26 protein-coding genes and 3 pseudogenes are annotated in these 25,765 nt (G+C 61.6%); 10 read left to right on the plus strand and 19 right to left on the minus strand.

Features of this window, described 5'->3' with window-relative positions; translation table 11 throughout:
* Positions 1-452: 452 nt before the first annotated feature.
* The 4 genes from IMCC21224_RS24275 to IMCC21224_RS24290 form a co-directional block, all read right to left on the minus strand.
* The gene (locus tag IMCC21224_RS24275; protein ID WP_047998164.1) at positions 453-1,649 is read right to left on the minus strand and encodes an IS91 family transposase; all 1,197 of its coding nucleotides are present in this window, start codon (positions 1,647-1,649) and stop codon (positions 453-455) included.
* Between the two features lie 10 nt (positions 1,650-1,659).
* Positions 1,660-2,547 carry a site-specific integrase gene (locus IMCC21224_RS24280; protein WP_047998165.1) on the minus strand — a complete coding sequence of 296 codons (888 nt, stop codon included), beginning with the start codon at positions 2,545-2,547 and terminating at the stop codon, positions 1,660-1,662.
* 325 nt (positions 2,548-2,872) lie between these two features.
* Positions 2,873-3,061 carry a multicopper oxidase domain-containing protein gene (locus IMCC21224_RS24285; RefSeq protein WP_035746442.1) on the minus strand — a complete coding sequence of 63 codons (189 nt, stop codon included), beginning with the start codon at positions 3,059-3,061 and terminating at the stop codon, positions 2,873-2,875.
* The gene (locus tag IMCC21224_RS24290) at positions 3,058-3,402 is read right to left on the minus strand and encodes a helix-turn-helix transcriptional regulator (RefSeq protein WP_009807501.1); all 345 of its coding nucleotides are present in this window, start codon (positions 3,400-3,402) and stop codon (positions 3,058-3,060) included. The genes IMCC21224_RS24285 and IMCC21224_RS24290 overlap by 4 nt, the downstream gene beginning before the upstream one ends.
* A 56-nt stretch (positions 3,403-3,458) precedes the next feature.
* On the opposite strand from IMCC21224_RS24290, the gene IMCC21224_RS24295 reads away from it, so the two are divergent.
* Genes IMCC21224_RS24295 through IMCC21224_RS24305 form a run of 3 tightly spaced genes read left to right on the plus strand, consistent with a single transcriptional unit; the run spans position 3,459 to position 6,061 of the window.
* Positions 3,459-4,313 carry a cation transporter gene (locus IMCC21224_RS24295; protein ID WP_009807500.1) on the plus strand — a complete coding sequence of 285 codons (855 nt, stop codon included), beginning with the start codon at positions 3,459-3,461 and terminating at the stop codon, positions 4,311-4,313.
* Complete coding sequence (gene lspA, locus IMCC21224_RS24300) at positions 4,310-4,810, plus strand: signal peptidase II (protein WP_009807499.1); 501 nt, start codon at positions 4,310-4,312, stop codon at positions 4,808-4,810. Before IMCC21224_RS24295 ends, lspA begins: the two co-directional genes overlap by 4 nt.
* Positions 4,811-4,813: 3 nt before the next feature.
* Complete coding sequence (locus IMCC21224_RS24305) at positions 4,814-6,061, plus strand: cytochrome P450 (protein WP_047998166.1); 1,248 nt, start codon at positions 4,814-4,816, stop codon at positions 6,059-6,061.
* Here IMCC21224_RS24305 and IMCC21224_RS24310 read toward each other — a convergent pair.
* The 8 genes from IMCC21224_RS24310 to IMCC21224_RS24345 form a co-directional block, all read right to left on the minus strand.
* Positions 6,045-6,704, minus strand: coding sequence for a cation diffusion facilitator family transporter (locus tag IMCC21224_RS24310; RefSeq protein WP_082379096.1), 660 nt, complete (start codon positions 6,702-6,704; stop codon positions 6,045-6,047). The two genes, IMCC21224_RS24305 and IMCC21224_RS24310, sit on opposite strands and share 17 nt — an antisense overlap.
* Positions 6,705-6,764: 60 nt before the next feature.
* Entirely contained in the window at positions 6,765-7,421 is a 657-nt protein-coding gene (locus IMCC21224_RS24315; protein WP_231582223.1) for a class I SAM-dependent methyltransferase, read from the minus strand.
* A 4-nt stretch (positions 7,422-7,425) separates the two neighbouring features.
* Entirely contained in the window at positions 7,426-8,127 is a 702-nt protein-coding gene (locus tag IMCC21224_RS24320; RefSeq protein WP_369796074.1) for a cytochrome c biogenesis CcdA family protein, read from the minus strand.
* Positions 8,128-8,242: 115 nt separating this feature from the next.
* Positions 8,243-8,764 carry a TlpA disulfide reductase family protein gene (locus tag IMCC21224_RS24325; RefSeq protein WP_035746432.1) on the minus strand — a complete coding sequence of 174 codons (522 nt, stop codon included), beginning with the start codon at positions 8,762-8,764 and terminating at the stop codon, positions 8,243-8,245.
* On the minus strand, positions 8,761-9,288 hold the full coding sequence (locus IMCC21224_RS24330) for a DsbE family thiol:disulfide interchange protein (RefSeq protein ID WP_035746431.1): 528 nt from the start codon (positions 9,286-9,288) through the stop codon (positions 8,761-8,763). The genes IMCC21224_RS24325 and IMCC21224_RS24330 overlap by 4 nt, the downstream gene beginning before the upstream one ends.
* Before the next feature lie 555 nt (positions 9,289-9,843).
* The gene (locus tag IMCC21224_RS24335; RefSeq protein ID WP_047998167.1) at positions 9,844-11,046 is read right to left on the minus strand and encodes an IS91 family transposase; all 1,203 of its coding nucleotides are present in this window, start codon (positions 11,044-11,046) and stop codon (positions 9,844-9,846) included.
* 12 nt (positions 11,047-11,058) lie between these two features.
* Positions 11,059-11,931: a tyrosine-type recombinase/integrase gene (locus tag IMCC21224_RS24340; RefSeq protein WP_047998168.1), complete on the minus strand. Its 873-nt coding sequence runs from the start codon at positions 11,929-11,931 to the stop codon at positions 11,059-11,061.
* Positions 11,932-12,085: 154 nt separating this feature from the next.
* On the minus strand, positions 12,086-12,658 hold the full coding sequence (locus IMCC21224_RS24345) for a recombinase family protein (RefSeq protein ID WP_047998169.1): 573 nt from the start codon (positions 12,656-12,658) through the stop codon (positions 12,086-12,088).
* 223 nt (positions 12,659-12,881) lie between these two features.
* Between IMCC21224_RS24345 and IMCC21224_RS27520 the strand changes: the two genes are divergently transcribed.
* Positions 12,882-13,583, plus strand: a complete 702-nt coding sequence (locus IMCC21224_RS27520; protein ID WP_047998185.1) for an IS6 family transposase — start codon at positions 12,882-12,884, stop codon at positions 13,581-13,583.
* A 54-nt stretch (positions 13,584-13,637) separates the two neighbouring features.
* Here IMCC21224_RS27520 and IMCC21224_RS24355 read toward each other — a convergent pair.
* From IMCC21224_RS24355 to mdeB, 3 genes and pseudogenes are all read right to left on the minus strand, one after another.
* Positions 13,638-14,642, minus strand: a pseudogene (locus IMCC21224_RS24355) (FAD-dependent oxidoreductase); the annotation flags it as partial.
* Between the two features lie 11 nt (positions 14,643-14,653).
* Complete coding sequence (locus IMCC21224_RS24360) at positions 14,654-16,246, minus strand: dihydrolipoyllysine-residue acetyltransferase (protein WP_047998171.1); 1,593 nt, start codon at positions 16,244-16,246, stop codon at positions 14,654-14,656.
* A gap of 14 nt (positions 16,247-16,260) precedes the next feature.
* The gene (mdeB, locus tag IMCC21224_RS24365; protein WP_047998172.1) at positions 16,261-18,930 is read right to left on the minus strand and encodes an alpha-ketoglutarate dehydrogenase; all 2,670 of its coding nucleotides are present in this window, start codon (positions 18,928-18,930) and stop codon (positions 16,261-16,263) included.
* Between the two features lie 140 nt (positions 18,931-19,070).
* On the opposite strand from mdeB, the gene IMCC21224_RS24370 reads away from it, so the two are divergent.
* Positions 19,071-19,541, plus strand: coding sequence for an Lrp/AsnC family transcriptional regulator (locus IMCC21224_RS24370; RefSeq protein ID WP_190323915.1), 471 nt, complete (start codon positions 19,071-19,073; stop codon positions 19,539-19,541).
* A 381-nt stretch (positions 19,542-19,922) separates the two neighbouring features.
* Here the strand turns inward: IMCC21224_RS24370 and IMCC21224_RS28335 are convergent, their stop codons facing one another.
* Together IMCC21224_RS28335 and IMCC21224_RS28080 are read right to left on the minus strand one after the other, a co-directional pair.
* Positions 19,923-20,177, minus strand: coding sequence for a hypothetical protein (locus tag IMCC21224_RS28335; protein WP_053079201.1), 255 nt, complete (start codon positions 20,175-20,177; stop codon positions 19,923-19,925).
* A 322-nt stretch (positions 20,178-20,499) separates the two neighbouring features.
* The gene (locus tag IMCC21224_RS28080; protein WP_165617170.1) at positions 20,500-20,631 is read right to left on the minus strand and encodes a transposase; all 132 of its coding nucleotides are present in this window, start codon (positions 20,629-20,631) and stop codon (positions 20,500-20,502) included.
* Between the two features lie 397 nt (positions 20,632-21,028).
* Here IMCC21224_RS28080 and IMCC21224_RS24380 point away from each other — a divergent pair, with 397 nt between their 5' ends.
* The 4 genes from IMCC21224_RS24380 (at position 21,029) to IMCC21224_RS28340 (ending at position 23,949) form a co-directional block, all read left to right on the plus strand.
* Entirely contained in the window at positions 21,029-21,529 is a 501-nt protein-coding gene (locus tag IMCC21224_RS24380) for a MarR family winged helix-turn-helix transcriptional regulator (RefSeq protein WP_082135451.1), read from the plus strand.
* A gap of 71 nt (positions 21,530-21,600) precedes the next feature.
* On the plus strand, positions 21,601-22,533 hold the full coding sequence (locus IMCC21224_RS24385; RefSeq protein ID WP_047998173.1) for an IS5 family transposase: 933 nt from the start codon (positions 21,601-21,603) through the stop codon (positions 22,531-22,533).
* A gap of 152 nt (positions 22,534-22,685) precedes the next feature.
* Positions 22,686-23,519: an MBL fold metallo-hydrolase gene (locus IMCC21224_RS24390; RefSeq protein ID WP_223866017.1), complete on the plus strand. Its 834-nt coding sequence runs from the start codon at positions 22,686-22,688 to the stop codon at positions 23,517-23,519.
* Positions 23,520-23,646: 127 nt separating this feature from the next.
* The gene (locus IMCC21224_RS28340; RefSeq protein WP_369796068.1) at positions 23,647-23,949 is read left to right on the plus strand and encodes a helix-turn-helix domain-containing protein; all 303 of its coding nucleotides are present in this window, start codon (positions 23,647-23,649) and stop codon (positions 23,947-23,949) included.
* Positions 23,950-24,080: 131 nt separating this feature from the next.
* Here IMCC21224_RS28340 and IMCC21224_RS28345 read toward each other — a convergent pair.
* A pseudogene (locus tag IMCC21224_RS28345) lies at positions 24,081-24,242 on the minus strand (ISNCY family transposase); the annotation flags it as partial.
* 181 nt (positions 24,243-24,423) lie between these two features.
* Between IMCC21224_RS28345 and IMCC21224_RS28350 the strand changes: the two are divergent.
* Positions 24,424-25,002, plus strand: a complete 579-nt coding sequence (locus IMCC21224_RS28350; protein WP_369796069.1) for a hypothetical protein — start codon at positions 24,424-24,426, stop codon at positions 25,000-25,002.
* A gap of 337 nt (positions 25,003-25,339) precedes the next feature.
* Here the strand turns inward: IMCC21224_RS28350 and IMCC21224_RS27530 are convergent.
* Positions 25,340-25,739, minus strand: a pseudogene (locus IMCC21224_RS27530) (transposase); the annotation flags it as partial.
* Positions 25,740-25,765: the final 26 nt, after the last annotated feature.

The raw sequence follows: 25,765 nt of genomic DNA on the forward strand, positions 1-25,765 counted from the left end.
AACCACATGTCGTTTTTCACAAATAAGTTCAGCAGCCTGTCACAGACGGTTCAGTGAACGGCCGCAGCGTCGAAGCAGCCGTTCGCGCAGATCGCAGCGAACGGCTTGAGGGATGAAGATTTTCCGATGCGGGCCGGAGTGCGAGGTTGATGGCCGGACTGACGGCGGCCCGCGTTGGAAAATCTCTCAGGGAGGAAGCTGCGGGGGTCTGGCAGTGCCCTATGGGGAAAGCGGCACGGCGTTGCTGGCGGTGGTGGCTGAGCGCCGGGTTTCAATCCAGTTTCGGACAGCTTTCCTGTGTTCTATGAGCGGTGTTCGTAGTCGGCGGAGGGTGTGCGGCGACGCTGCGGTGTCACCGTTTCTGGTTTGAAGAACGACCGGCGCACGGCGCCCTTGCCTCCGGAACGAGGGAGTGATCCGGACCGGGGTCGGCGGGAAGGATGGCCCTGTCATCATGCAGCAGCCTTTCGGGGCGGAGCGCGGGTCACGGGGCGTTCGCCACGCCGGAAGGTCTCGACGATCCGCATTGCCCCGCCACACTCAGGGCAGGGCTCCCTGAGAGTGAGCGGTGGGGCCTGATCGGCAGTCGTCGCTTTGGCCGCAGCCGGCGCCTCGGCGCCGAGAAGACGGCGGATCGCCTCGACATTGCGCTTGCAGGCGCCACTGGCGAGCAGGCCGTAGTGGCGGATGCGGTGGAAGCCGGACGGGAGGACATGGATCAGGAAGCGGCGGATGAACTCGCCCGTGGCCAGCCGCATGACCTTCATCCGATCCCCCCGTTTGATCCTGTAATCCTTCCAGCGGAACGCGACGGTCTCGGTATCGGCGCTGACGAGACGGTGGTTCGAAATTGCCACGCGGTGGGTGTAGCGGCCGAGATAGGCGAGCACGGCCTCGGGTCCGCCGAACGGAGGCTTGGCGTAGACCACCCATTCGGTTTTGCGGAGCGGCGCGAGATATCCGGCGAAGACCTGCGTATCTGCCAGGTCCTTCAGTTCGCCGAAATAGGCAAGCTGCCCGGCGTGGTGCAGCGCCATCAGCCCCTCGAGGAACAGGCGCCGGAACAACCGCGACAGAACCCGCACGTGCAAGAAGAACCCCGGGCGGCAGGCGACCCACCTCTTGCCGTCGGGCGACAGGCCGCCGCCGGGCACGATCATGTGGATGTGGGGATGATGGGTCATCGCCGATCCCCATGTGTGGAGCACGCTTGTCATGCCGACACGCGCACCGAGCCGCTTGGGATCGGCGGCGAGGGTCATGACTGTCTTGGCCGAAGCGCGGAACAGCAGGCCGTAGACCGCCCGCTTGTTCCAGAAGGCGATCTGCGCGATCTCGGCCGGCAGGGTGAAGACGACGTGGAAGTACTCCACCGGCAGCAGGTCTTCGGCGCGCGCCGCCATCCAGTCACGCGCCGCGGGCCCCTGACACCTCGGGCAGTGCCGGTTCTTGCATGAGTTATAGGCGATGTGCTGGTGTCCGCACTTTGTGCAAGATGCGACATGCCCGCCGAGCGCTTCCGTCCGGCATGCTTCTATCGCCGACATCGTCTTGAGCTGGTTCAGGCTGACATGCCCGGCATTGGCCTGCCGCCATTCGGGGCCATGGGCACGGAAGATGTCAGCGATCTCCAGCTCTGCGCGGGGCAAGGCCCGCGCCTTACCCCGTTCGGTCCTCGCGGGTCGGCAACTTCAATTGCTTCAAGGCCTCGAACGGGCTGGTGGTGTCCCGGATCATCTTGGTGGCGACCTGCGTGTATCTGGCTGTCGTCGTCAGCTTGGCGTGGCCGAGCAGCACCTGGATCACCCGCACATCCGTTCCCCCTTCCAGCAGATGGGTCGCAAAGCTGTGCCGCAGCGTGTGCAGCGTCGCGGGTCTGTTGATCCCGGCCATGCGCTTGGCCGAGGTGAAAGCTCGGTTCAACTGGCGTGGGGAAATCGGGTTGATCTTCGGCTTGCCGGGGAAGAGCCATCCCTCGGGGCGTGCTTCGCGCCAATACGCGCGCAAAAGATCGAGCAGCCCGGGCGACAGCATCACCTTGCGGTCCTTCCGCCCCTTGCCCTGCACGACGTGGATCAGCATCCGGTCGCTGTCGATATCGCCGACCGTGAGATTACAGACCTCGGAGGCCCGAAGACCCGCGCCATAGGATATGCTGAGGGCGGCGCGATACTTGAGGCCCGGACCAGGTGCGACGGCCAGAAGTTCGGAGACTTCCTCGGCGCTCAGCACCGCGGGCAATTTGCGCGGCTCGGTGCGGAACTGCATGTACCGCTTCATCTCCTCGCGACCGCAGGTCATCCCGAAGAAGAAGCGCAAGGCGGTGATGCGCGTGTTGTAGACCGAGGGCGTGACCTCGGTGTCCGTCATGTGAAGCTGGTAGGCGCGAAGCTCCTCCGGCGTCGCCGTGTCCGGCGAGCGCCCCAGAAACCCGGCGAAATCCTTGATTGCCCGGATGTGGGCTTGCTGGGATTTGTCGCCCATCCCGCGGATGCGCATGTCCTCGATCATCCGCGCACGCAGCGGGCTCATCTTCTCCTGTGTCATGGAAACCTCCGATCTGGCGCTTGAGAAGGTCCCAATCGTCAGGCCGGAGAGCCCATTCGGTGAAGCGCCGCGTTCAGATCAGTGTCAAACGCGCGCACCTGGCGCCCTGCCGCGAGAGCGGCTTAGTCCTTGAGCCCTTTTTGACGAATGCTGCCGAGCGACTGGACGGCCGCTTCGGCGGACCCGCAGCTTAGCGAGGTGTTCTCCGTTCGGGTCTAGACATACTCCGTAATGCGTTTCAACAAGGCGACACCGGCACCTGATAGAACGCCGCAAGAAGACGTAAGCTCTTGACGACGCCCGGTGTCGAGCGGGTGGGGTCCTGTTATGTGACCGTAAACTGCCCCATCATGCCCGCATCCTCGTGTTCGAGGATGTGGCAGTGATACATGAATGGTGTCTCTTCCGAAGCCAGCTTGTCGAACCTCAGCAGGATTCCGGTCGGACCCTGCACACGGACAACATCTTTCCAACCGATCTGCGCCGAGTCGACCGGCCGTCCGTTCTGACTCACGCCTCACGATAATTGTCACACGCCTCAACGCCCTCTGCGACCACGTCGAGAAGTGCGTCCACATCGCTCAGAAGAACCGTGATGCGCGGGCTGCTGATACGGTAGCGGATGAAACGCCCATGGCGATCGCTGGCGACAAGCCCGCACTCCAGCAGGCACCTCAGATGGTTGGAGACGTTGGGTTGCGATAGTTTCGTCCGCTCGACGAGCTCGTGAACGGCCAATGGCTCGTTACAAAGTGCACCGAGGATGGCCAGGCGGCTCGGGTCCGCGAAGCCGCGAAACAGCTTCGCCCGTCGCTCGATGGTTGCGCTCTTGCGGTCATCGACGAATTGCGCCATATCACTCCTCGCTGATATGTTGTTCTTTGATTCATCCTAGCAGGAATAGCGCGACCATGGCCAACACCGAAAGTGCCGGATTGACGGCAGATGCCCCGCCCGTCCGTTACCGGGTTTCCGGTATGGACTGCGCCAAGGATGCCGCACAGATCGAGCGGGCGGCACAGTCGGCCGGAGTCGCGCCCGGCGATGTGAAGGTGTCGGCCGCAACTCACATCATGACACTGAATGCCCCCGAAGCGCGCCTGCCGGACATCGAAAAGGCAGTCGCGGTGACAGGCTATGGCTTCGACCGGATCGATGGCGATGAAGACATTCCGCCGAATCCTGCCCATCAGGACCCGGCCTACCGCCGCGCCCTCTGGATCGTCGTGATCCTGAACGTGGGATACGGGGTCCTCGAAATGATCGGCGGTTTCATTTCCGGATCGCAGGCCGTGAAGGCCGATGCGCTCGATTTCATCGGCGATGGCGCGATCACCTTCCTTGGCCTGCTGGCCATCGGCTGGAGCCTCGCTTGGCGGGCACGGTCGGCTCTGATCCAAGGCATCTTCCTCGGGCTCCTCGGTCTTGGCGTCCTCGGCACGACCATCGTCCGGGTCTTCGAACAGACGACGCCGGATGCAGGTCTCATGGGCCTGCTTGGCATGATCGCCCTTGTCGTCAACGCCATCTCCGTTCTGCCACTGCTGCGGTTCCGCAAGGGCGACGCGAACATGCGGGCCGTCTGGCTCTTCTCGCGCAACGACGCCATCGGTAATGCGGCGGTCGTCGTTGCCGCCGGTCTTGTGGCGTGGCTGGGCAGCGCATGGCCAGACCTCATCGTCGCTTTCGGTATCGCCGGGCTGTTCCTGCACTCGTCATGGGCGATCATCCGCGACGCGCGGGCCGATCTGAAGGCAGCGGCATGAACAGCCGCGTTCTGGGCGGGCTCTGCGCGATCGCGGCGTTCGGCCTCGATCAGGGTACCAAGGCGCTTGCGCTGAACACACCGGCGCTTGAGCGCGGCGTCGAGGTTCTACCCTTTCTCAATCTCGTGCGGGTTCTGAACGATGGAGTCAGCTTCGGTATGCTGGGCGGGATCGTGCCTTGGTGGGGTCTCATCGCGCTTGCTGGCGTGATCGTGGCATGGCTGCTGATCTGGTTGTGGCGCGCGCCGGACAGGCTGACGGCTGCCGCTCTCGGTCTGATCATCGGCGGCGCGCTCGGCAATGTCCTCGACCGGCTGCGTTATCAGGCCGTCCCGGATTTTCTGGATTTCCATTACGGAACATACCACTGGCCGTCCTTCAATCTTGCGGATGTGGCGATTTTCTGCGGTGCGGCCCTGCTGTTCTGGGACAGCTTCCGCTCGGCGCAGAACAAGCCCGAACGTAACCACCGAGAAGAAAACGTTACGGGGAAATAATCGATGTCCAGCATTCCATCCGCAAAGGGCATCGACAGCACGCTTGCCCTGCTGCGCAACCCATATGAGTTCATTCCGGACACATGCCGCGATCTTGAGGGCGACCTGTTCGAGACCCGCATCCTCTTTCAAAAGACGATCTGCATGACTGGTGCCGCAGCTGCGGAGGTCTTCTATTCCGAGGATGGGCTCGTGCGCGCAGGCTCGATGCCGAAGCGTATCCAGAGAACCCTGCTCGGCGAAAAGGGCATCCAGGGGCTCGATGGCGAGGCCCACCGTCATCGGAAGCGGATGTTTATGTCACTCATGGCGTCGGAGCGGATCGAAGCTCTCGAAAACACGACGCGGGACCTGTTGGACCGCTACGCACGGGACTGGCAAGCGGCGGAGAAGGTCGTTCTCTACGACGAAGTGCGCGAAATCCTCACCAGAGCTGCCTGCGCCTGGTCGGGCGTGCCGCTTCCCGAAGCGGAGGTCGAGACGCGGACGGCGCAGATGACGGCGCTCTTCCAAGACGCCGGGGCGGTCGGCTGGAAGCACTGGGGTGCGCGTCTGGCGCGGCATCGCGCAGAGCGTTGGACAGCCGGGATTATTGAACGGCTGCGCGACGGAAGCCTTCAGACAGGACAGGAAAGCGCCGCCCATGTCGTCGCGACGTGGCGCGATCTGAATGGGGAGCTGCTGACCTCCAAGGTTGCCGCCGTGGAGCTTCTGAACGTAGTACGCCCGATCGTCGCCGTCTCTGCGTTCATCGCCCAGGCGGCGCATGCCCTGCATCGGCATCCCGAGTGGCGGCAAAAGCTGAAGGACGACGAGGGACAGCTCGAACCTTTCGTGCAAGAGGTCCGCCGTCTGTATCCGTTCTTTCCCGCGGTCGCGGCACGGGTGAAGAGTGATTTCGAGTGGCGCGGATATCGCTTTTCCAAAGGGTACAGGGTTCTGCTCGACCTCTACGGCACAAATACCGACGCTCGCTCGTGGGACGCGCCGCAAGAGTTCCGGCCCGAGCGGTTTCACGATCGGGAGGTCACCCCCTACGACTTCATTCCGCAGGGCGGTGGTGATCACCACAGGAACCACCGTTGTCCGGGCGAGTGGATCGCGATCAGCCAGATGAAGGCGTTTTGCAGTTTCTTCGTGAACGCCATCGACTACGAAGTGCCAGATCAGGATCTGGATCTGGAAACCGAAGAACTGCCGCCCATGCCTAAATCCCGGTTCATCATGCGCAACGTCAGGCGTCGGCAGTAGCGTCGGCCTCCTCCGGCTCGACCGACCGCGCATCCTTGGTGGCCTCAAACGCTTCCCACGCAACGTAGGGCACGATCAGAAGCGCCGCGACCGGGTCGGCCCACCACCAGCCCATCCATTGCGTCAGACCGATCCCGGCCAACACCACGATTGTCTGATACTGGCAGATCATGGTGTCCTTGGCATCGTACTTCAGGGCGGGCGCATCGAGCCGTTTGCCATAGCGATACTTGCCCCAGGCGAGGAACGGGTTGACCACGAGCGAAGCACCCAGAATCGCGATACCCCACCAGTTGAAGCCCGGCGCCTTCTGCGAAATGAAGGCGGAGACCGCCTCGTAGAGGATCGCCGCGACGACGATCCAGAAGGCACAGGCAACCACGTAGAGCGCGACCTTCTTGCGGTGCAGGACCGTGCGCTTGCCGGCACCGTCCTTCTCCCCCTTCAAGCGCCAGATCAGCGTCGCGGCTGAGGTGGCTTCGACCGTGCTGTCGAGACCCCAGCTTACCAGTGCCGCGCTGCCGGTCAGAAGTCCCACGGTGACGGATACGACGACCTCGATGATGTTGTAGACGAGGCTGGCGATCTCGACGCGGATGCCGCGCGTCAGATTGGCCTGCCGGTTATCTTTCTGACTACTCATAATACCTCATAATGCGGAGCCTGCAGCAAAAGTTCGAGGCGGGAATTGATTGCCTTGCCATTAGTGTTGCGCCACGAATCGAAAGCCGATGTTGTTCTTTTTCCAAGCTTCCTTAGTAGAGGCGAGCTTGCCCCTCATACATGAATACGAATGGCCTCGGAAGCCGGTGTCGAGCCGCTCGATCCGAAACCCGCTCTTCTCGACAAGGGCGTTCGTCGGGCGGTCAAGGTGACAGTTCCCGGCGCAACGCTTCCAGGCAGGCGTGAGCCAGCGCTGCCAGCGCCGGACACGGGCTTCCGGCGCCAAACCATGCTCGACGAAGCGGAAGATGCCGTCCGGCTTGAGAACGCGCCGGATCTCGGCGAGCGCCTTCTCCGGCTCCGACACGCTGCAGAGCGCCCAGGTGGCGACGACGCAGTCGACGCTGCGATCCTCCAGCGGCAATGCTTCGGCCACGCCCTCGATCATCTCGGCCGCGGGCATCAGGCCATGGGAGGTTTGCGCGGCCCGAGAGAGGAGTTCGGGCGACGGGTCAACACCGATGATCTGACGCACGGCCTCGGGGTAGAGCGCAAGGTTCAGGCCCGAGCCGATCCCGATCTCCAGCACACGTCCATGCAGCCCGGAGGCGGCGCGGCGCCGGTAGGGAAGAAGTTGATCCTGGCCCATCGCCAGATGCGTCAGCCGAGGGAGGATATGTTTCTCGTACAGTCGCATCTGTTCACCCGATCCGCGCAAGGACAGGGAAGGTGTCCAGCAGCCAGTAGGCCAGTGCGCTCAACCGCCCGGTCATCATCGCCAAACCCATCAGGATCATGACGCCGCCCGCAGCCTGATGCAGGCGGCGACCCCAACGACCGATGCCGCGCAGCCTCCCGGCAATACTGTCGGTGAACCCCGCGACGACCAGAAACGGGATCCCAAGGCCGGCCGAGTAGAAGGCAAGCAATGCGACGCCCTCGCCAATCGTCGCGCTTGTCGCGCTGGCGGTTAGGATGGCGCCGAGGATCGGCCCGATGCACGGTGTCCAGCCGAAACCGAAGGCGAGTCCGAGCACGTAGGAGGCGACCGGTTGCCCGCCCGGCAGGTCGAGATGAAAACGCAGGTCGCGCTCCATGGCCGACAGGCGCGCTGCCCCGATCATGAACAGACCGAACAGGATCACGATCGCGCCGCCGACGAGGTTGAGTTCGTAGCGCCACTGCAGCAGCGCCTGACCGAGCGCGGTGGCAGAGGCCCCAAGCGCGATAAATATCGTGGAGAAGCCAAGGACGAAACAGAAGCTGAGCCAGACGGCCCGCCCCTTCGAAGGCGCTGCACTGCCGGTGACCGTACGTCCGGCAACGTAGGATACGTAGCCGGGCACGAGCGGCAGCACGCAGGGCGACAGAAAGGAAACGGCACCGGCCAGCAATGCCGCCATTAGTCCAAGAGCGGAAAGTTCAATCAAATCCACATCTCCAAACTGATCGGTAGACCGCCACCACGTGTGCGCACGGAGCGGAACGGCTGGCGCGGTCGTCGTGCTTTTCCATGTCCTATTGCTTACGTTCGTCAATAAGAGCGCTTATCTGCGCAACGGCTTCGGGGCTGTTCCATTCGGCCGGGCCTGCGAGGCGCCCGCGCTCGCGCCCAATGCGGTCGATCAGAATCGTTGTCGGCAGGCCCACCACGGCCAAGGCCAGCATCGCGCGCGTATCCTCCGCGATATAGAGATCGAGGTTGCGAATGCCGGTCTCTCGGTAGAAGCGGCGCACAGGTTCGAGACCGGCCCGATCGATCGACAGCGGCAGAACATGAAAATCCGATCCGCCGAGGCGCGCTTGCAGCGCGTCGAGCGTCGGCATCTCCTCGCGACAAGGCGGGCACCAGGTCGCCCAAATGTTCAGAAGCACGACACGTCCCTCGAAGTCCGCCAGCGTCAGATTCCGTCCATCTCCATCCACGAAAGGCGGCGACAGGAGATCACGCGGAGTCCCGTGATTAGGGATCGGTGGTCGGGCGGAGGCAGGGCTTGCCGCAAGCGCCAAGACTCCGGCAAGGACGTCACGTCGCCTCACGGGTCGCTCTCAGCCTGCAACCGGCGCACGACCGGCAGAATGTCCTCCTCAAGCGAGGCCTGATCAAAGGGGCCGACATGCTTGTATGCAATGCGCCCCTCGGCGTCGATTATGTATGTTTCCGGCACTCCATAGACGCCCCAGTCTATCGCAACGCGGCCTGATCGGTCCGCGCCGATGCGGGTGAAGGGATCGCCGAGCTCTTCGAGGAAACCCAGCGCCTCCTCGGCATCGTCCTTGTAGTTGATACCGTAGATCGGAACGGTGCCCGCTTCGGCAAGATCGACGAGAAGCGGGTTCTCCGTGCGGCAGGGGACGCACCACGACGCCCAGACGTTGACGAGAGAAACCTGGTCTAGCAGGTTCGCCGAGGCTAGGCCGTCCTGCCGCCCTTCGATGGGCGGGAGCGCGAATTCCGGGATTGGTCTTCCGATCAGCGTCGAGGGCAACCGGTCGTCGTTGTTCCAGAGGCCCCAGTAGAAGACTACGCCCAGCAACCCAAACAGAAGAATAGGCAAAATCATGAGCGGCCGTCCGCTCCGGCGCCGCTGTTCTTGGTTATCCTTCGAACTCATAGCCTGCCATCAATGCTTGGAAGGAATAAGGTATCAGCAACCGCTGATATGAAGCAAACCGTCGCCGATCACAATGCCGAACGATGGGGGAGGCTTGGCCGCGGCTTCGCAGACCCGAGCCATACTTACTGTCTAGATTCTTAAGAAATCAGCGAAAGGTCGGTATCTGAAGAGGCCGTTGAATTCAGACCTCTGAACGGCCCCTTCGTCTAAGGTTTGTGGCTGCTGGATGCTTGCCATCCAGCGGCGATAAATCTGACAAGGAGGAAAGCGCGGGCAGATTTCGGTGCTATGGGGATTGTGGCTCAGGTCCGGGCCGTGGATGCCCTGAACTGCGGCCCCATTGACGTTGAGGAGCGCGGGCCTGTCGATTTTCACGCTTCGAGGTCGGGGATTGATGTCTGGCTTTGCGGTCATCGGCCTGTCGTGATGCAGATTTTCGGCGATTGGGCATGCTGACGAGGCCGACGTCTCTGGATTGCAGGGCCGGTTGTGACGGTTGGATCATGCGGCATCCTCCCACGGCGGCGCGCGGGACTTCGGGGGCTGGCCGCGGGCGAAGGTTTCGATGATGCGCATCACGCCACCGCATCTGGGGCATGCCCGGCACAGGTCGTGCTCATCCGGGTCGGTACGGCCGTCCTCCCCGGTCGTCTGATCTGGCTCTCGACCCGTATCGATCAGACGCCTGATCTTCTCGATCCTGTCGCGGCGTATGCCGTTGGCGAGGAAGCCTGAGTGGCGGATACGGTGGAAGCCGGATGGCAGGACATGGTTGAGGAACCGGCGAATGAACTCTGCCACGGGCAGGCGCATGAGCTTCATTCTGTCACCGCGCTTGATGCGGTAGTCTTTCCACCGGAAGGCCACGGTGCCGGCGTCCGCGCTGACAAGGCGATGATTTGAGATCGCGACGCGGTGGGTGTATCGGCTCAGATAAGCCAGTACCGCCGCCGGGCCGCCGAAGGGGGGCTTTGCGTAGACGACCCAGTTGGCCTTGCGCAGCGGCACGAGATGAGCCGCGAATGTGTCGGGGTCGGCCAGTTCCGACAGATTGCCAAAGAACGCCAGCTTGCCAGCTTGGTGCAGCACCAATAGCCCTTCGAGGAACAGGCGTCGGAACAGCCTCGACAGGACCTTCACCGGCAGGAAGAACCCGGGACGACAGGCGGCCCACCGGGTGCCGTCTGGCGACAGCCCGCCACCCGCGACGATGACGTGGACATGGGGATGATGGGTCATCGCCGAGCCCCATGTGTGCAGCACGCTGGTCATACCGATCCGCGCTCCCAGATGCCTGGGATCGGCGGCGATGGTCAGCAGGGTCTGAGCCGACGCCTTGAACAGAAGGCCATAGACCGCTGACTTGTTCTGATAGGCGATGTCCGCGATCGGAGCTGGCAGGGTGAAGACCACGTGGAAATACTCGACGGGCAGTAGGTCTTCCATCCGGGCGGCCATCCAATCCCGCGCCGCGACGCCCTGGCATTTCGGGCAATGCCGATTGCGGCACGAGTTGTACGCAACGTGCTCGTGGCCGCATTTGGTACACGCCGCGACATGCCCGCCAAGGGCGGCGGTCCGGCAGTTCTCGATCGCCGACATCACCTTCAACTGCGGCAGGTTCAGGTGGCCAGCATTGTCACGACGGTAAGCAGCACCATGAGCGCGGAAGATATCCGCGACCTCCAGTCTGGGGCGGGCCATCGGGGTCGGGGTTTATCCGGCTCCGGCCTCCCGTCGCACCAGCAGATCAAGCGGACTGGTCACATCCCGGATCGTCTTGGTCGCCACCTTGGTGTAGATCGTCGTGGTCTCCAGCTTGGCGTGGCCGAGCAGCACCTGGATCACCCGAATGTCGGTCCCACTCTCCAGCAGATGCGTCGCGAAGCTGTGCCGCAGGGTATGGGGCGAGACCTTCTTCTTGATCTCCGCGAAATCGCAGGCCACCCCGAACGCCCGATTGAACTGCCGTGTCGAGATCGGATCGATCCGATTGCGGCCGGGGAATAGCCAGCCCGCGGGCCGCGCTTCGCGGTAATAAGCACGCAAAAGCTCAAGCAGGCTGGGCGAAAGCATCACATGGCGATCCTTGCGGCCTTTGCCCTGGTCGACACGGATCAGCATCCGGCCGCTATCGATATCGCCGACCTTCAGATGAGTGACTTCGTTCGCCCGCAGGCCACCACCATAGGCCACACTGAAGGCGGCTCGATATCTGAGCCCGGGCCCCGGGGCGGCTTCGAGAATGCGCGTAACCTCCCCGGCGCTGAGCACCACGGGGATCTTCTTCGCCGCCCGCTGATAGCGCATGTGCCTCTTCATCTCCGCACGCGGACAGGTCGTCGCGAAGAAGAAGCTCAGCACCGTCAGCCGGTTGTTGAAGGTCGGCGCACCGATGCCGCGCTCTTTCATGTCCAGCTGGAAAGCCCGTAGCTCCTCCGGCGTCGCCGTATCGGGCGAATGCCCCAGGAACCGGGTGAACTCGCGCATCGCCCGCAGGTACATCGTCTGCGTCTTGGGCATCAGCCCTTTGATCCGCATATCCTCAAGAAAGCGCCGCCGCAGGGCGGGAACATGCTGGTCCGTCATTGGAACCTCCTGTCATCAGATTGAGAAGGTCCCAATTGTCCGACAGGCGCAGCCATCCACCAAATCACGGCGCCCCAATCAGCTCGCTACACTCGCCGCAGGCGCCCCTACCGCGAGAGCGGTTTCGTCCTCGTCCGCATAGCAGCCAGCGGACCTAATCCGGGTCTGCGTCCGCTTTGGCACTTCCTGTATCCAGCGCTCTATATACGGTCATGCGCGAAACCCCCAGGTCTCGGGCAATCTGGGCTTTGGATGTGCCCGCTGCAGCCAGTCTCTGAATTTCAGCGTCATCGACCTTCTTCTGCCGCCCCTTGTAGATCCCCTTGCCCTTTGCGGCGTTGATCCCTGCGCGTTGGCGGTCGCGAATGAACTTCAGCTCCATGTCAGCGACCATGCCGAGGACAGTGATCACCATGCGCCCCATGTCGCCGGCCGTCGTCACCTCGGGTTCAAGGATACGCAACGACGCGCCCTTCGCATCCAACTCATGCACCAGATTCAGAACGTCTCGGGTTGACCGCCCAAGGCGGTCGAGGCGATGCACGACCAGCTCGTCACCTGCACGCAAAAACTCCAGGACGGTTGCCAGTTCGGTGCGACCGTCACGGGATGCTCCAGAGCCGGTTTCGGCGCGGACAATTTCACAGCCTGCCGCCTTCAGTTTGGCTTTCTGGATTTCGAGATCCTGACTTGTTGAGCTGACGCGGGCGTAACCGATCTTGGGCATGTAGAAATGTCACTTTAGGGTGGCTATATTCCTGATACTGTCACAATGCCTGTTGCGCCACTCATTTGTGACATTTTCTGCTGTCACATTCATGCGTCCCTCACGGGTATACCCATTATGACGCCTCTAGCCCTCCATAACCCAACGTGATGTCCGCCGTGGGTGATGTCACGTTAACTGCCCTATTGTTGTTCGCGTCGCGATTTCTTCTTATCTGACTGCAATGCAGACATCGGCTATCAGCTACAAGCGCCATCGCTTTCCATCCCAGATTATCGCTCACGCGGTCTGGCTCTACATGCGCTTCAACCTAAGCCTGCGTGAGGTTGAGGAGATGTTGCTCGAGCGCGGAATTGATGTGTCCTACGAAACCATCAGGCGCTGGACGGTCAAATTCGGGCCTCAGATCGCCCAGAATCTGCGACGGAGGCAAGCCCGTCCGGGTGATGTTTGGCATCTGGACGAAGTCGTCGTGAAGATTGCCGACAGGCCATTCTGGCTCTGGCGCGCGGTCGATCAACATGGGGTTGTGCTGGATGAAATCCTCCAGTCCAGTCGGAATAAGCCGGCTGCGAAACGTCTGATGCTCAGACTTCTCAAGCGTCATGGCTTCGTGCCAAAACGGATTATAACGGACAAGCTGCGATCCTATGGCGCTGCCAAGCGCGACGTAGCGCCCGGTTTGGATCATTGGTCGCACAAGGGCCTGAATAATCGCGCAGAGAACAGCCACCTGCCGTTTCGAAAGCGGGAACGGGTGATGCAAGGACACCGATCACCCGGCGGCTTGCAGCGCTTCGTGTCTGTTCACTCAGCAACCCGAAACTGCTTCTTTGTCCCATCCTGCCGCCGCACAGCCTTAACCATCCGCTTCCATCGGTTGCAGGCACTTGATGTCTGGAAAACGGCTGCGAACATCGCCTGATCCCACTAACGCGATGCCTTCGCCGATTGCCGACAGGTTAACGTGACAACACCGTTCATAGCGTTTCTCGATCCGCTTCATCAGCGGCATTACCAGATCGCGATCCGCTTCGGGGATGATCTGATCCATCAGTTCAACAATGGTGATTTTCGATCCAAGAGCATCATAGACCTGCGCCATTTCGAGCCCGATGATCCCGCCGCCCACCACCAGCATCCGTTCAGGGATATCGGCAAGCGCCAGCGCGCCGGTGCTGTCGATCACGCGCGAATCGTCGGGCAGGAACGGCAGGCGCACGGGTTCCGACCCGCAGGCGATGACCGCATGATCAAAGCTGACGGTCTGCGTGCCCTCGGCAGTCTCTACACGAATGACATTGGGGCCCGCGAACCGCCCGGTGCCCCTGACGACGGTGACCTTACGCTTGCGCGCCAGACCATTCAGTCCGCCGGTGAGCTTGCCGACCACCCCATCCTTGAAGCTGCGAACGCCGTCCAGGTCGACCGTCGGGGCGGCGAAACTGACCCCGTGGGCGGATAACGCCTGCGCTTCGTCCATGGCCTTGGCCACATGCAGCAGTGCCTTGGACGGGATACACCCCACGTTCAGGCAGACGCCCCCCAGCCTGTCCCAGCGTTCGATCAGCGTGACCTTGAGTCCGAGATCGGCGGCGCGGAAGGCGGCTGTATAGCCACCCGGTCCAGCGCCAAGCACCAGGAATTCCGCGTGGCTGTCTGCGCCGCTGGCAGAGGCGGCGGTCTGCAGGGCCGGCACGGGCTGCCGTGCGGGCGCAGCCTCGGGGGGCGCTTCTGCGGTCGCTTCGCCTTCGGCCTCAAGCGTCATCACCAGACTGCCCTTGCTGACCGTGTCGCCTTCGGACACATGGATAGCGGTGACCTTGCCTGCCGCAGGCGCGGGAATATCCAGCGTCGCCTTGTCGCTTTCCAGCATCAGGATCGGATCATCCTCGGCGACGATATCGCCCAATGCCACGGTGACTTCGATCACTGGCACATTGGAAAAATCGCCGATATCGGGGATTTGCACATCAATCTTCATCGCGTTTCCCCTTACAGGCTGATGCGCCGGAAATCCGACAGGATTGTTTTCATCGTCACCAGGAAATGCGCCGCCGCCACACCGTCGACCACGCGGTGATCCCAGCTTAGGCTCATCGGCTGAACCAGACGGGGCTGGAACGCCGCGCCATCCCAGACCGGCCGAATCGCGGACCGGGTCATGCCAAAGATCGCAACCTCCGGCGCGTTGATGATCGGCGTGAAGTTGGTGCCGCCGATCCCGCCGAGCGACGAGATGGTAAAGGTCGCCCCCTGCATGTCACCGACCTTGAGTTTGCCCGCACGCGCAGCGCCCGCAAGTTTGGTCATTTCGGCTGCGATGTCGTAGATGCCCTTCTTGTCGGCATCCTTGATCACCGGCACGACAAGCCCTTCGGGCGTGTCCGCCGCGACACCGATGTTATAGTATTTCTTCAGGATCAGGCCATCGCCATCGAGCGATGCGTTGAACTTAGGGAACTGCTTGAGGGCAGCGACAGCCGCCTTCACCACGAAAGGAAGAATCGAGAGTTTCGTGCCATCCTTCGCCTCGCTGTTCACCATCTTGCGGAATGCTTCGAGATCGGTGACATCGGCGTCTTCGAAATTGGTGACATGGGGAATGATCGTGGCGTTGCGCGCCAGGCTTGGCCCCGAGATTCTGGCGATCCGCGACAGAGGCACGCGCTCGATCTCGCCGAATTTGGCGAAATCGACCTTGGGCCAGGGCAGCAGGTCAAGCCCCCTGTCGGCGCCGCTCGCCGCAGGGGCAGAGGGCGCGGCCAGCGCCGTCTTGACGAAATCCTGCACGTCCTCGCGGGTGATGCGGCCTTTGGGGCCGGTGCCGGAAACAGCGTTGATATCAACGCCAAGCTCGCGGGCGAATTTGCGGATGGCGGGCGAGGCATGCGCCAGCCTGGCCGGCTGAGCCGGTGCGCTGGGTGTCGGGGTCGGCCTGGCCACGGTCGCCGCAGCCGCAGCCGCCGGAACAGCTGTCGGCGTGGGCGCCGGGGCCGCGCTTTCGGGTGCGACCACCGCCAGCAGGCTACCGCGACTCACCTTGTCGCCTTCGGCGACGAGCAACTCGACAACCCGGCCCGCGACGGCCGAGGGCACATCGAGCGTGGCCTTGTCCGATTCAAGAATCACCACCGTGTCGTCAACGTCAATAATGTCGCCTACCGCGATCACGATCTCGATCACCGGCACATCGGTGAAATCACCGATATCGGGCACGAGAAGCTCGATTTTTCCAGTAAGGCCCGCACCTTCGGCGGGTGCGGCGGCAGAGGCGCTCAGCTCTGGAACCGCATCGGCGGCCTCGCGCACATCAGGCCGGGTGGTGTCAGCTTCGGGGACTTCGCCCGCGGCCTCCAGTGTCATCACGAGGCTGCCCTCGCTGAGCTTGTCACCCTCGACCACATGGATGGCGGCGATCTTACCGCCGGTCGGTGCGGGAATATCCAGGGTTGCCTTGTCGCTTTCCAGCATCAAGATCGGGTCGTCCTTTGCGACGATATCGCCTACAGAGACGTTGATCTCGATCACGAGCACATTGGAAAAATCGCCAATATCAGGCACTTTCACGTCAATGGTGTTGGTCATGTCGCCTCCCCCTCTCATACGGTCCAGGGCGCCGGTGCCGAAGCATCCAGGCTGAATGCGTCCAGAGCCTTCGCCAGCGTGGCCGGTTCTTCGTCGCCTGCGCGCACCAGAGCCTCGATTACCGCCAGCGCGATGTTCTTGCGGTCCACCTCGAAGAAGGCGCGCAGGTCGGCCCGGTTGGCCGAACGGCCGAAGCCATCGGTGCCGAGCGCGATGAACCTTGCATCGACGTAGGGCGCAATCATCTGCGGTACGGCGCGGACATAATCCGTGGCCGCCACGATGGGGGCAGAACCGGCCAGTGTCTGGGACACATAGGCTTCAGTCGGGGTCGTGGTGCCGCCCAGACGGTTTTCCCGCTCCACCGCGCGCGCGTCGCGCGCCAGTTCGGAAAAACTGGTGGCGCTGAAAAGATCGGTGGCGATCCCATAATCCGTCGCCAGCATATCGGCGGCGGCGATCACCTCGGTCAGAATCGTGCCCGAGCCGATCAGGCGCGCTTTGGCGCCGCCCTCGCCGCGCGATCCAATCTGATAGAGCCCCTTCAGGATGCCTTGTTCGGCACCGTCAGGCATGCTGGGCTGGGCATAGTTTTCATTCATCACCGTCAGGTAATAGAACTCGTCGGCCTGATCTTCCATCATCCGCTTCATGCCGTCGTCCATGATCACCGCCAGTTCATAGGCATAGGCCGGATCATAGGCGCGGCAGTTCGGAACGGTCGCGGCGATGACGTGGCTGGTGCCATCCTGATGCTGAAGCCCTTCGCCCGACAGGGTGGTGCGCCCTGCGGTGGCGCCAAGCAGAAAGCCCCGCGCCCGCTGATCGGCCGCGGCCCAGATCAGGTCGCCCACCCGCTGAAACCCGAACATCGAATAGTAGATGTAGAACGGCAACGTCGGTGTATCGTGAACGGAATAAGAGGTCGCAGCGGCCGACCATGACGAAATCGCCCCGGCCTCGGTTATACCCTCTTCCAGCAACTGGCCGTTCTTGGCTTCTTTGTAGAACATCATCGACCCCGCATCCTCGGGTTCGTAAAGCTGCCCCTGCGGCGCATAGATGCCGATCTGGCGGAACAGGTTGTCCATGCCGAATGTGCGGGCCTCGTCGGCCACGATGGGCACGATGCGTGGGCCGAATGTCTTGTCTTTCAGCAGCCCGCCCAACATCCGCACCGCGGCCATTGTGGTGGACATCACCTTGCCGTCTGCCTCGGTCGCGAATCTGGCGTATTTGCTGCGGTCGGGCACGATCAGACGCTTGGGTTCCGGGGTTTTGGCGCGCCGTCTTGGCATGTAGCCGCCAAGGGTTTCGCGCTGCGCGTGCAGATATTTCATCTCGGGGCTGTCGGCGGCGGGCTTGTAGAACTTGAGTTCTTCCAGATCCTTCTCCGTCAGCGGCAGGCCGAACCGGTCCCGGAAGGCGACCAACGCCTCCATGTCCAGTTTTTTCGACTGGTGAGCTGTCATCCGGCTTTCGCCCGCGTCCCCCATGCCAAATCCTTTCTTGGTCTTGGCAAGGATCACAGTCGGGCGGCCTTTGTGTGCCTTGGCGGCTGCGAAGGCAGCATACAGCTTGCGAAAATCGTGGCCGCCGCGTTTCAGCGCGTTGATTTCACCATCGGTCATATGCATGACGAGATCGCGGGTGGCGGGGTCGCGATCAAAAAACTTGGCACGGTTGTAGTCGCCGTCCTTGGAGCCCAGATCCTGATATTCGCCATCCACGGTTTCGGCAAAACGGCGCAGCAACACGAGGTCTTTGTCGCGGGCAAAGAGATTGTCCCATTCCGAGCCCCAAAGCACCTTGATAACGTTCCAGCCGGCGCCGATGAACAGGCTCTCAAGCTCCTGAATAATCTGGCCGTTGCCGCGTACCGGCCCGTCCAGGCGCTGCAGGTTGCAGTTCACGATGAAGGTGAGGTTATCGAGGTTCTCGCGCGCCGCCAGCGTCAGCGCGCCAATGGATTCCGGCTCGTCCATCTCGCCGTCGCCGAACACGCCCCAGACGTGCCGCCCGGCGGTGTTGGCCAATCCGCGCCCTTCGAGGTAACGCATATAGCGCGCCTGATAGATCGCGCTCATCGGGCCGATGCCCATGGAACCTGTCGGGAACTGCCAGAAATCCGGCATCAGCCACGGATGCGGATAGGAACACAGCCCGTTTCCACCCACTTCCTGGCGGTAATTCGCCAGCCTTTCCTCGCTCAGGCGGCCTTCCAGAAAGGCGCGGGCGTATACGCCTGGCGCCGAGTGGGGCTGAAAATAGACCAGATCACCCCCGAAATCGTCTGATTGAGCGCGGAAGAAGTGGTTGAACCCGGTCTCGAAAATCTCGGCCGCCGAGGCATAACTGGCGATATGGCCACCCAGTTCGCCATAGGCCTTGTTGGCGCGCACCACCATCGCAAGCGCATTCCAGCGAATGATCGAGGTGAGCCGCTCTTCGACGTCAAGGTCGCCCGGATAATGCCCTTGCTGGGCCACCGGAATGGTGTTGCGATAGGACGAGAACGGCTGCCCCCCGGTGAAGACGCCGTTGCGGCGCGCCACGTCTTCAAGTCGGCGCAGCAGGTATTGCGCGCGCTCACTGCCGTTGGCCGCGGTGACAGCCGTAAGCGCATCGATCCATTCCTGTGTCTCGACTGCGTCAATATCTTGGGTCGGTACTTGGATGCTCATCGGGGCTGTCCTCGGCTTCACGTTACTGGTTGCTCTGCATAGCGCAACTTGACCGGCAGGTGGCGCTAAAATGATGGCGTAGCTCCCCAGTCTGCGGCATGAACTGCCTCAACATGCATGAATTGGAGAGAATTATGCCGGTGAGTGATCTTGACGCGACAGACCGAAGAATCCTGAAGCAGCTGCAGAATGAAGGCAAACTAACCAACATCGAGCTTTCAAACCGGATCGGGCTGTCTCCGTCCCCCTGTCTTTCAAGAGTGCGCGCGCTGGAGCAGTCTGGCGTGATTTCCGGCTATGTTGCGTTGGTAAACCCCGAAGCCATCGGATTGGGCGTCAACGTCTTTATCCAGATCACCCTGGAGCGTCAGATCGAGCAGGCGTTGGAAACGTTCGAAAACCGGATGGAGGCTTACCCGGAAGTTATGGAGTGCTTTCTGATGACCGGAGACAGCGATTATCTGATCCGCCTGGTTGTCCGCGATATCGCTGAACTCCAGCGCTTCATCCTGCAGAAATTGTCAAATATTCCGGGTGTGGCCAACATTCGTTCAAGCTTTGCGCTCAAACAGGTGAAATATAGAACCGCCCTGCCGGTGGACGATCTCTAGCCCGAAGTCTCCTCCCGCGCGACCGTATCTGATCTGCCACGGGATTGTTCCTCCCCCGTTGATTAAAGTTCGACCTGACTTGAGGACGGACAATGAAGCCATAGGAGACTTACATTCCTGCCAATTTGGCGGCCGCGCAACGGTGCGGGTGGCGTTCGCTGTTCAGGCCACGCGAACGATGTCGGCTGTGCCGAACCGCCCTCATGAACCGCGTCAGTGCCGGTGAAATTCCCGAAAGCGTCCGCGTGGGATGGCGTCGGTGGGCAAAGGCGAAGTCACGCCTTTGGCGCCAGTTTTGCAACATATGTAACCGCCCCAAGCGCAAGAGGTATCTTCAGATCTGATTTTGGCGCGTTGTCGGATGCTGACATAAGACCGGTCTCATGATGCGGCCATCAACATGCCGCGGGCCCGTATGGTGTGCGAAGGTCGGGTCCAGATCAACACCGCGTGCTCACAGGCACTCTGTTGCAGGCTGGTTCTCCCGATGCCGCCGCGCTGTCGCTGAGACCTGCCGATGTCCCCCACGGCTTTCTCGACCACCCTGATCTTGTCGGCATCGCTCCAGTGCCGACGACGCGGCGCATCCTCGGTGGACAGGATCTCGATCCGGGGTGTGAACGTAAGGTCGACCATAACGTCGGACTTATCATCGCCTCCAACGCCCCGTCAGACGGCCCCCGCCGGAGGGATACGCTTAAACGAGCACTTGGGGCGGCACGAAACTGCGACAGGTCCATGTAGCCTCGCAGCTGCCTGTGCTTTCGCTTCACACTGACGTGGTTCTTCTCGCCGTAGTGGCGCTTGCCGTGCTTCTTCTTCCGGCGATCGTCAGGGTCCGTCCGCCCGGCCCTCGGGTTCCCTGCCGTTCTCGTCTCGCATGTTGAGGTTGTACGACGGCCGCGCCGAGGATCTGTCCTGCCCGCGTGCGAAAGCGTATAGCGGTAAATTATTACCGCTATATCATTCGGCACCGGCCCACGAGATCGAGGCCAAAGAAGCGTATGAACAACAGCCGCTCGCGCAGTTGATACTTGATCTGGTTGCCGGACAGGGTGTAGACCGTGTTCAGCACGAGCGTCTTGAACATCAGCAACCGCATCCATCGACGCGCGACTCGCTTTCCGCACCCGGTTTGCGGTGGCCCTGCTCAAGCGCCAGGCGAAACTCCTCTGACCGCACGAGCGCGTCGATCAGCGGATCTGTCGTGGCATCGAGAGTCGCGCAGCGTTTTCAAAGATCGAAGAACCCCATCTGCGCCATCGCTTCATGCGCTGTACCGGTTTACCGCTTTATTGATGTCGCAGCGTCAAGAACAAGGTAATTTTTCGAGGTGACCTGTAGTAACACCCAGATCGTTGCGCTATTCTTCCCATCAAGTCACGTTTTCTGAAGTCGCCGAACATGTGTATTGCAGAATTGACCGCGACTTCAGGACGCTTGTGATTCAATAACGTCACCTTGGAATCTTATATGGCACCGTTAGCATGAACGAAGCAACACACAGCGAAATTGATATACACACTTTGCGAAGCCACCCCGGGCACTTGATCCGTCGTAGCTATCAGATATTCCTTTCAATGTTTGAGGCAGTCGGAAAGGACGTCGACCTTTCTCCGGTGCGCTGGATTCTCATCGCGACAATTCGCTTGCGTCCCGGCCTCTCGATGGCCGAGGTCTCCTTTATGACGGGCGTGGACAAAGCTTCAACGGGTCGCACTATACGCAATCTTGAAGGCTCTGGCCTGATCCGCGTTGTGCGCAGTGCGCACGACAAACGCGAGCGGCGGGTGTATACCACCACCAAAGGCGATAAACTGGTTCATGCGTTCTATCCGCGCATAAAGATTCTGCATGATGATATTATGGCAGCATTCGAACCGGAAGAGGCCAAGGAATTTGTTCGATTGCTCGGAAAATTCATCGAAGTTAACGATCACAGAAGCCGTGCCGCCCTTTCTGACAACCTGAGCGTTGGCCCTCTGTGAACGGCAGTGGCTCTGTTGCACAAATCCTGTGAGGGATTCATGTCGTGAATCCAGCGTGGTAGCTGTAGGACATGAGCATACCCACACCCCCGACCTACAAGACCAGGAACTGGCCGGCCTATAACGAAGCGCTCAAGCGCCGTGGCTCGCTGACGATCTGGTTCGATCCCGAGATGATCTGGGGTGCTGCGCCGACCGGCAAACGCGGCCGACAGCAGACCTACAGCGACACTGCCATCCAGACATGCCTGACGATGAAGGTGCTGTTCGGCATGGCGCTACGGCAGACGACCGGGTTCGTCGAGAGCCTGTTGCGTCTGATCGGTTTGAACTGGGCGGTGCCGGACTTCAGCACGCTATCGCGTCGCCAGAAGACGCTGGCCGTGAACATCCCTTATCGCGGCTCCAAGGGTCCGTTGCACCTGCTGATCGACAGCACCGGCATCAAGGTCGAGGGTGAAGGCGAGTGGAACGCGCGCAAGCATGGTGGGCCCAAGCGGCGGGTCTGGCGCAAGATCCATCTTGGGATTGACGAGAAAACCCTCGAGGTCCGCGCCGTCGAGATCACCGGGAGCCACATTGGTGATGCGCCGGTGCTGCCCGATCTGCTCAACCAGATCCCGGCGAACGAGGCGATCGGCAGCGTCACCGCAGACGGTGCCTATGATACCCGCAAATGCCACGACGTCATCGCTGACCGCGGTGCCCATGCCGTCATCCCGCCCCGCAAGAACGCGAAGCCGTGGCAGGCCATCACCGCGGGTGCGGTGGCGCGAAACGAGGCCCTGCGAGCTTCGAAATACCTCGGCCGCGCAATCTGGCGAAACTGGAGCGGATACCACCGCCGAAGCCGCGTCGAGACAAAGATGCACTGTGTCAAACTGCTGGGTCAGCGGCTCATGGCAAGGGACTTCGACCGACAGGTCGCGGAAGTACAGGTGCGCATCGCCGTCATGAATGGCTACACCGCCCTTGGCATCCCTGTCACAGAGGCCGTGGGATAAATCCGTCCGGGGAAAGGGGAAGTCCGCTCAGCGACGGCTTTGTGCAACAGAGTCCGTCGTTCAGCGGAATTTATTTCACGTCTTGCGGCCAAGGGGGCGATGTCCTTTCCTCGGGCCGCAGGGCGTTGGCTGACAAACGGTGGCGATAACCAATGACAAAGAGCAGCATGTTTTTCGCAGAGCCGGAACCTCCCCGTGCGCAATGCGTGCAGGTGGCCGAGGGCATCCAGAGGATTGTCGCGAACAATCCTGGAAAGATGACCTACCATGGGACGAACACCTACCTCGTCGACACATCCGAGGGTCGGTATGTTATCGACCCCGGTCCGGTGGAAGACAGCGGTCACCTCGACGCGATTATCCGGAATCTGGGAACCAGCCCAACCGGGATTCTCGTCACGCATCACCATTCCGATCACTTTGGCGCGGCCCCGGTCTTGCGCGAAAAGACAGGTCTGCCGGTGTATGTCTCGCGGGTTTTTCCGGACGACGCGTTTCAACCTGACGGAGTCCTGGAGGACGCAGAGATGATCGCTGATCTCACTGTCCTGCACACACCGGGCCATGCGAGCGATCACCTCTGCTTCGCGCGCCGGGACGGGGTTCTGTTCAGCGGCGACCATATAATGAGTTGGAACAGTTCGATCGTGAGCCCGCCCGACGGCAACATGCACGACTACTGTGCCCAGCTTCAGCGATTGATCGCGCGTGACGACAAGATTTACCTGCCGGGTCACGGTCCGGTTCTGCGGAATCCGCAACCCTATGCCAAACGGCTGCTCGCCAATCGGGAGCGTCGGGAAGCGGAGATTCTCGCGCACCTTGCGAACACCTCGGATACGGTGAAAAACATTGCCGCTTCTGTCTACAGGAAATCCGATCCGCATATTGCAATGGCCGCAGAACGAAATGTTGCAGCGCATCTTGAGAAGCTTCTCTCGGAATCGCAGGTGGTGCAGGATGGAACGTACTGGAGACGAAATTAACATAAAACGGATTATCCGTGTATTCTCTGTAAGCGCAAAGTTAAAATGCCCCGCATCTGCAAAGTAGAAGTGTCACTCTTCCCTTTCGGCGAGGAAGGATTGGAGCGTGACCGTGGGATGGGTTTTGATGAGCGAGCGCGAGCTGGATCGGGTTGAGGTTCTTAGTCAGGTGTCCCAGGGCCGCATGACGGCAGTGACGGCAGTGACGGCGGCCAATGTGCTCGGGCTGAGCCGCCGCCAGGTGCACAGGCTGCTGAAACGGTTCGAGTCTGAGGGCGCCGCTTCGATCCGGCACAAGGCACGCGGCCGACCGTCGACCCGCCGGATCGATCCCGGGCTGCGGGAATATGGCGTTTCTCTGGTTCGGGAGCAGTTTGCGGATTTTGGCCCGACGCTGGCAGCCGAGATGCTGGAGGACATCACGGGCTGAAGGTATCGCGCGAGACGCTGCGCAAATGGATGGCCGAGGACGGTCTGTGGCTGTCGCGCAAACAGCGCCGGGCATGCCATCAGCCGCGCCTTCGCCGGGAATGCTATGGCGAGCTGGTTCAGATCGACGGATCGGATCACCGTGTGCTTGTCGGAATAAAAAGCAACCGGGCGACCGTGTGCGACCAGGTCGCCTTCCAGAGCCTCGAAATAGCTGAAGGTGCTTTCCGATGTCACGAAGCGCAGCTGCATCAACGTGCTGGTGGCATCGTCGATGAAGACGAGCAGGGTGCAGGGTCGCGCAACAAGGCGCGAAGTCGGGCCATGGCATGACCCAGTTCGGTCGGGCGATGAACGATCTCAACATCGAGATCCTTTGTGCCAACAGCTCGCAGGCCAAGGGCCGCGTCGAACGCGCCAACCGCAGGCTGCAGGACCGTCTGGTGAAGGAACTGCGGCTTGCCGGTATCTCGACATGGAGGCAGGCAATGCCTTCCTGCCCGGCTTTGTCGAGCGCTACAACGCGAAGTTCGCCAAGGCGCCGCGCCGCCCGGACACCCTGCACCGTGCGCTCAATAACGAGCCGGATCGCCTGCGGGGCATCCTGTGTTTGCGCGGCGAACGCTATGTCAGCCAGCAGCTGGCGTTCTCCTGCGAACGACGGCGCATCCTCCTTGAGGAGAACGACATCACACGCGGCCTGCCCGGCAAATACGTGGACAGTTACGAGTTTCCCGATGGCCGGCTGGAGTTTCGATGGAAGGGTGTCTCTCTCCCCTATCCCTATCCCTATCCCTATTCCGCCTTCGACAAGGATCAGCGCGTGACCCACGCCGCGATCACCGAGAACAAGCATCTGAGCGCGGTGCTCGAGTTCCTCAAGGAGGAGCAGGACAAGGCGCCGCCCAGGAAACCGCGTGCGGGAAAGCAGCGGACGCGCTACGAACCGACCGGCCACAAACCGCCGGGAAGACCATCAAAACTCGACGCCTATTACGCCCGAAAACGCGCCGAGCGAGAGGCCCGCGCAGCCAGCCAGGGCTGCGACATGTGAGGCCTCCGCCCTGCCAGGCTGCGCTCCCGTCAGCGCCCCAGCGGGACATTTCTACTTTGCGCAACCAGTGACATTTCTACTTGGTTGCAACATTCTCACCAAACCGGCCCATTGCAGGTGGTCAGTCCACGCATATCGTGGATCGGGTGTAGGATGAATCTTTCCGGCGCTGAGGGACCTTGTTGCGCACAGAAGGTGAAGGTCGGTGTTCCCCTTTCCCCGGACGCACTTATCCAACGGGCTCGGTGACAGGGATGCCGAGCGCGGTGTCGCCGTTCAGCACGGCGACGTGGACCCGGAGTTCGGCGACTTGGCGATCAAAGTCGCGTGCCATTCGCCATTCTCCTTCGCCCGCGGCCTTGATGCCGGTGCTGTCGACCAGAAGGTTCAACGGGCCTTTTGAGCCGCGACAGGGGGTGGTCACTGCCAAAGACCTTTGGCGCTGGCTCAGCGTGCTGAAGTCCGGCACGGCCCCGGTCGAGGCCGATCGGCCGCAGCAGGCTCTCGACGAACCCGGTCGTCTGCCGGAGGGCCATGCCGTACAGGGCTTTCAACGTCAGGCACGTCTGGATCGCGGCATCGCTATATTGAGGCGGTCGGCTTCGCTTGCCGGTTGGCGGCGGCACCCACACCATGTCCGGATCGAACCAGATCGTAAGGGAGCCACGGTGCTTCAGCGCGTTGTTGTAGGCTGGCCAGTTTCTGGTCTTGCAGGTCGGCGGGATGGGCCTGCTCATGCAGACCAGCTGCCATGCCGGATTCA

Source organism: Puniceibacterium sp. IMCC21224 (assembly GCF_001038505.1).
In the GTDB taxonomy this organism is placed as follows: Bacteria; Pseudomonadota; Alphaproteobacteria; order Rhodobacterales; family Rhodobacteraceae; genus Puniceibacterium.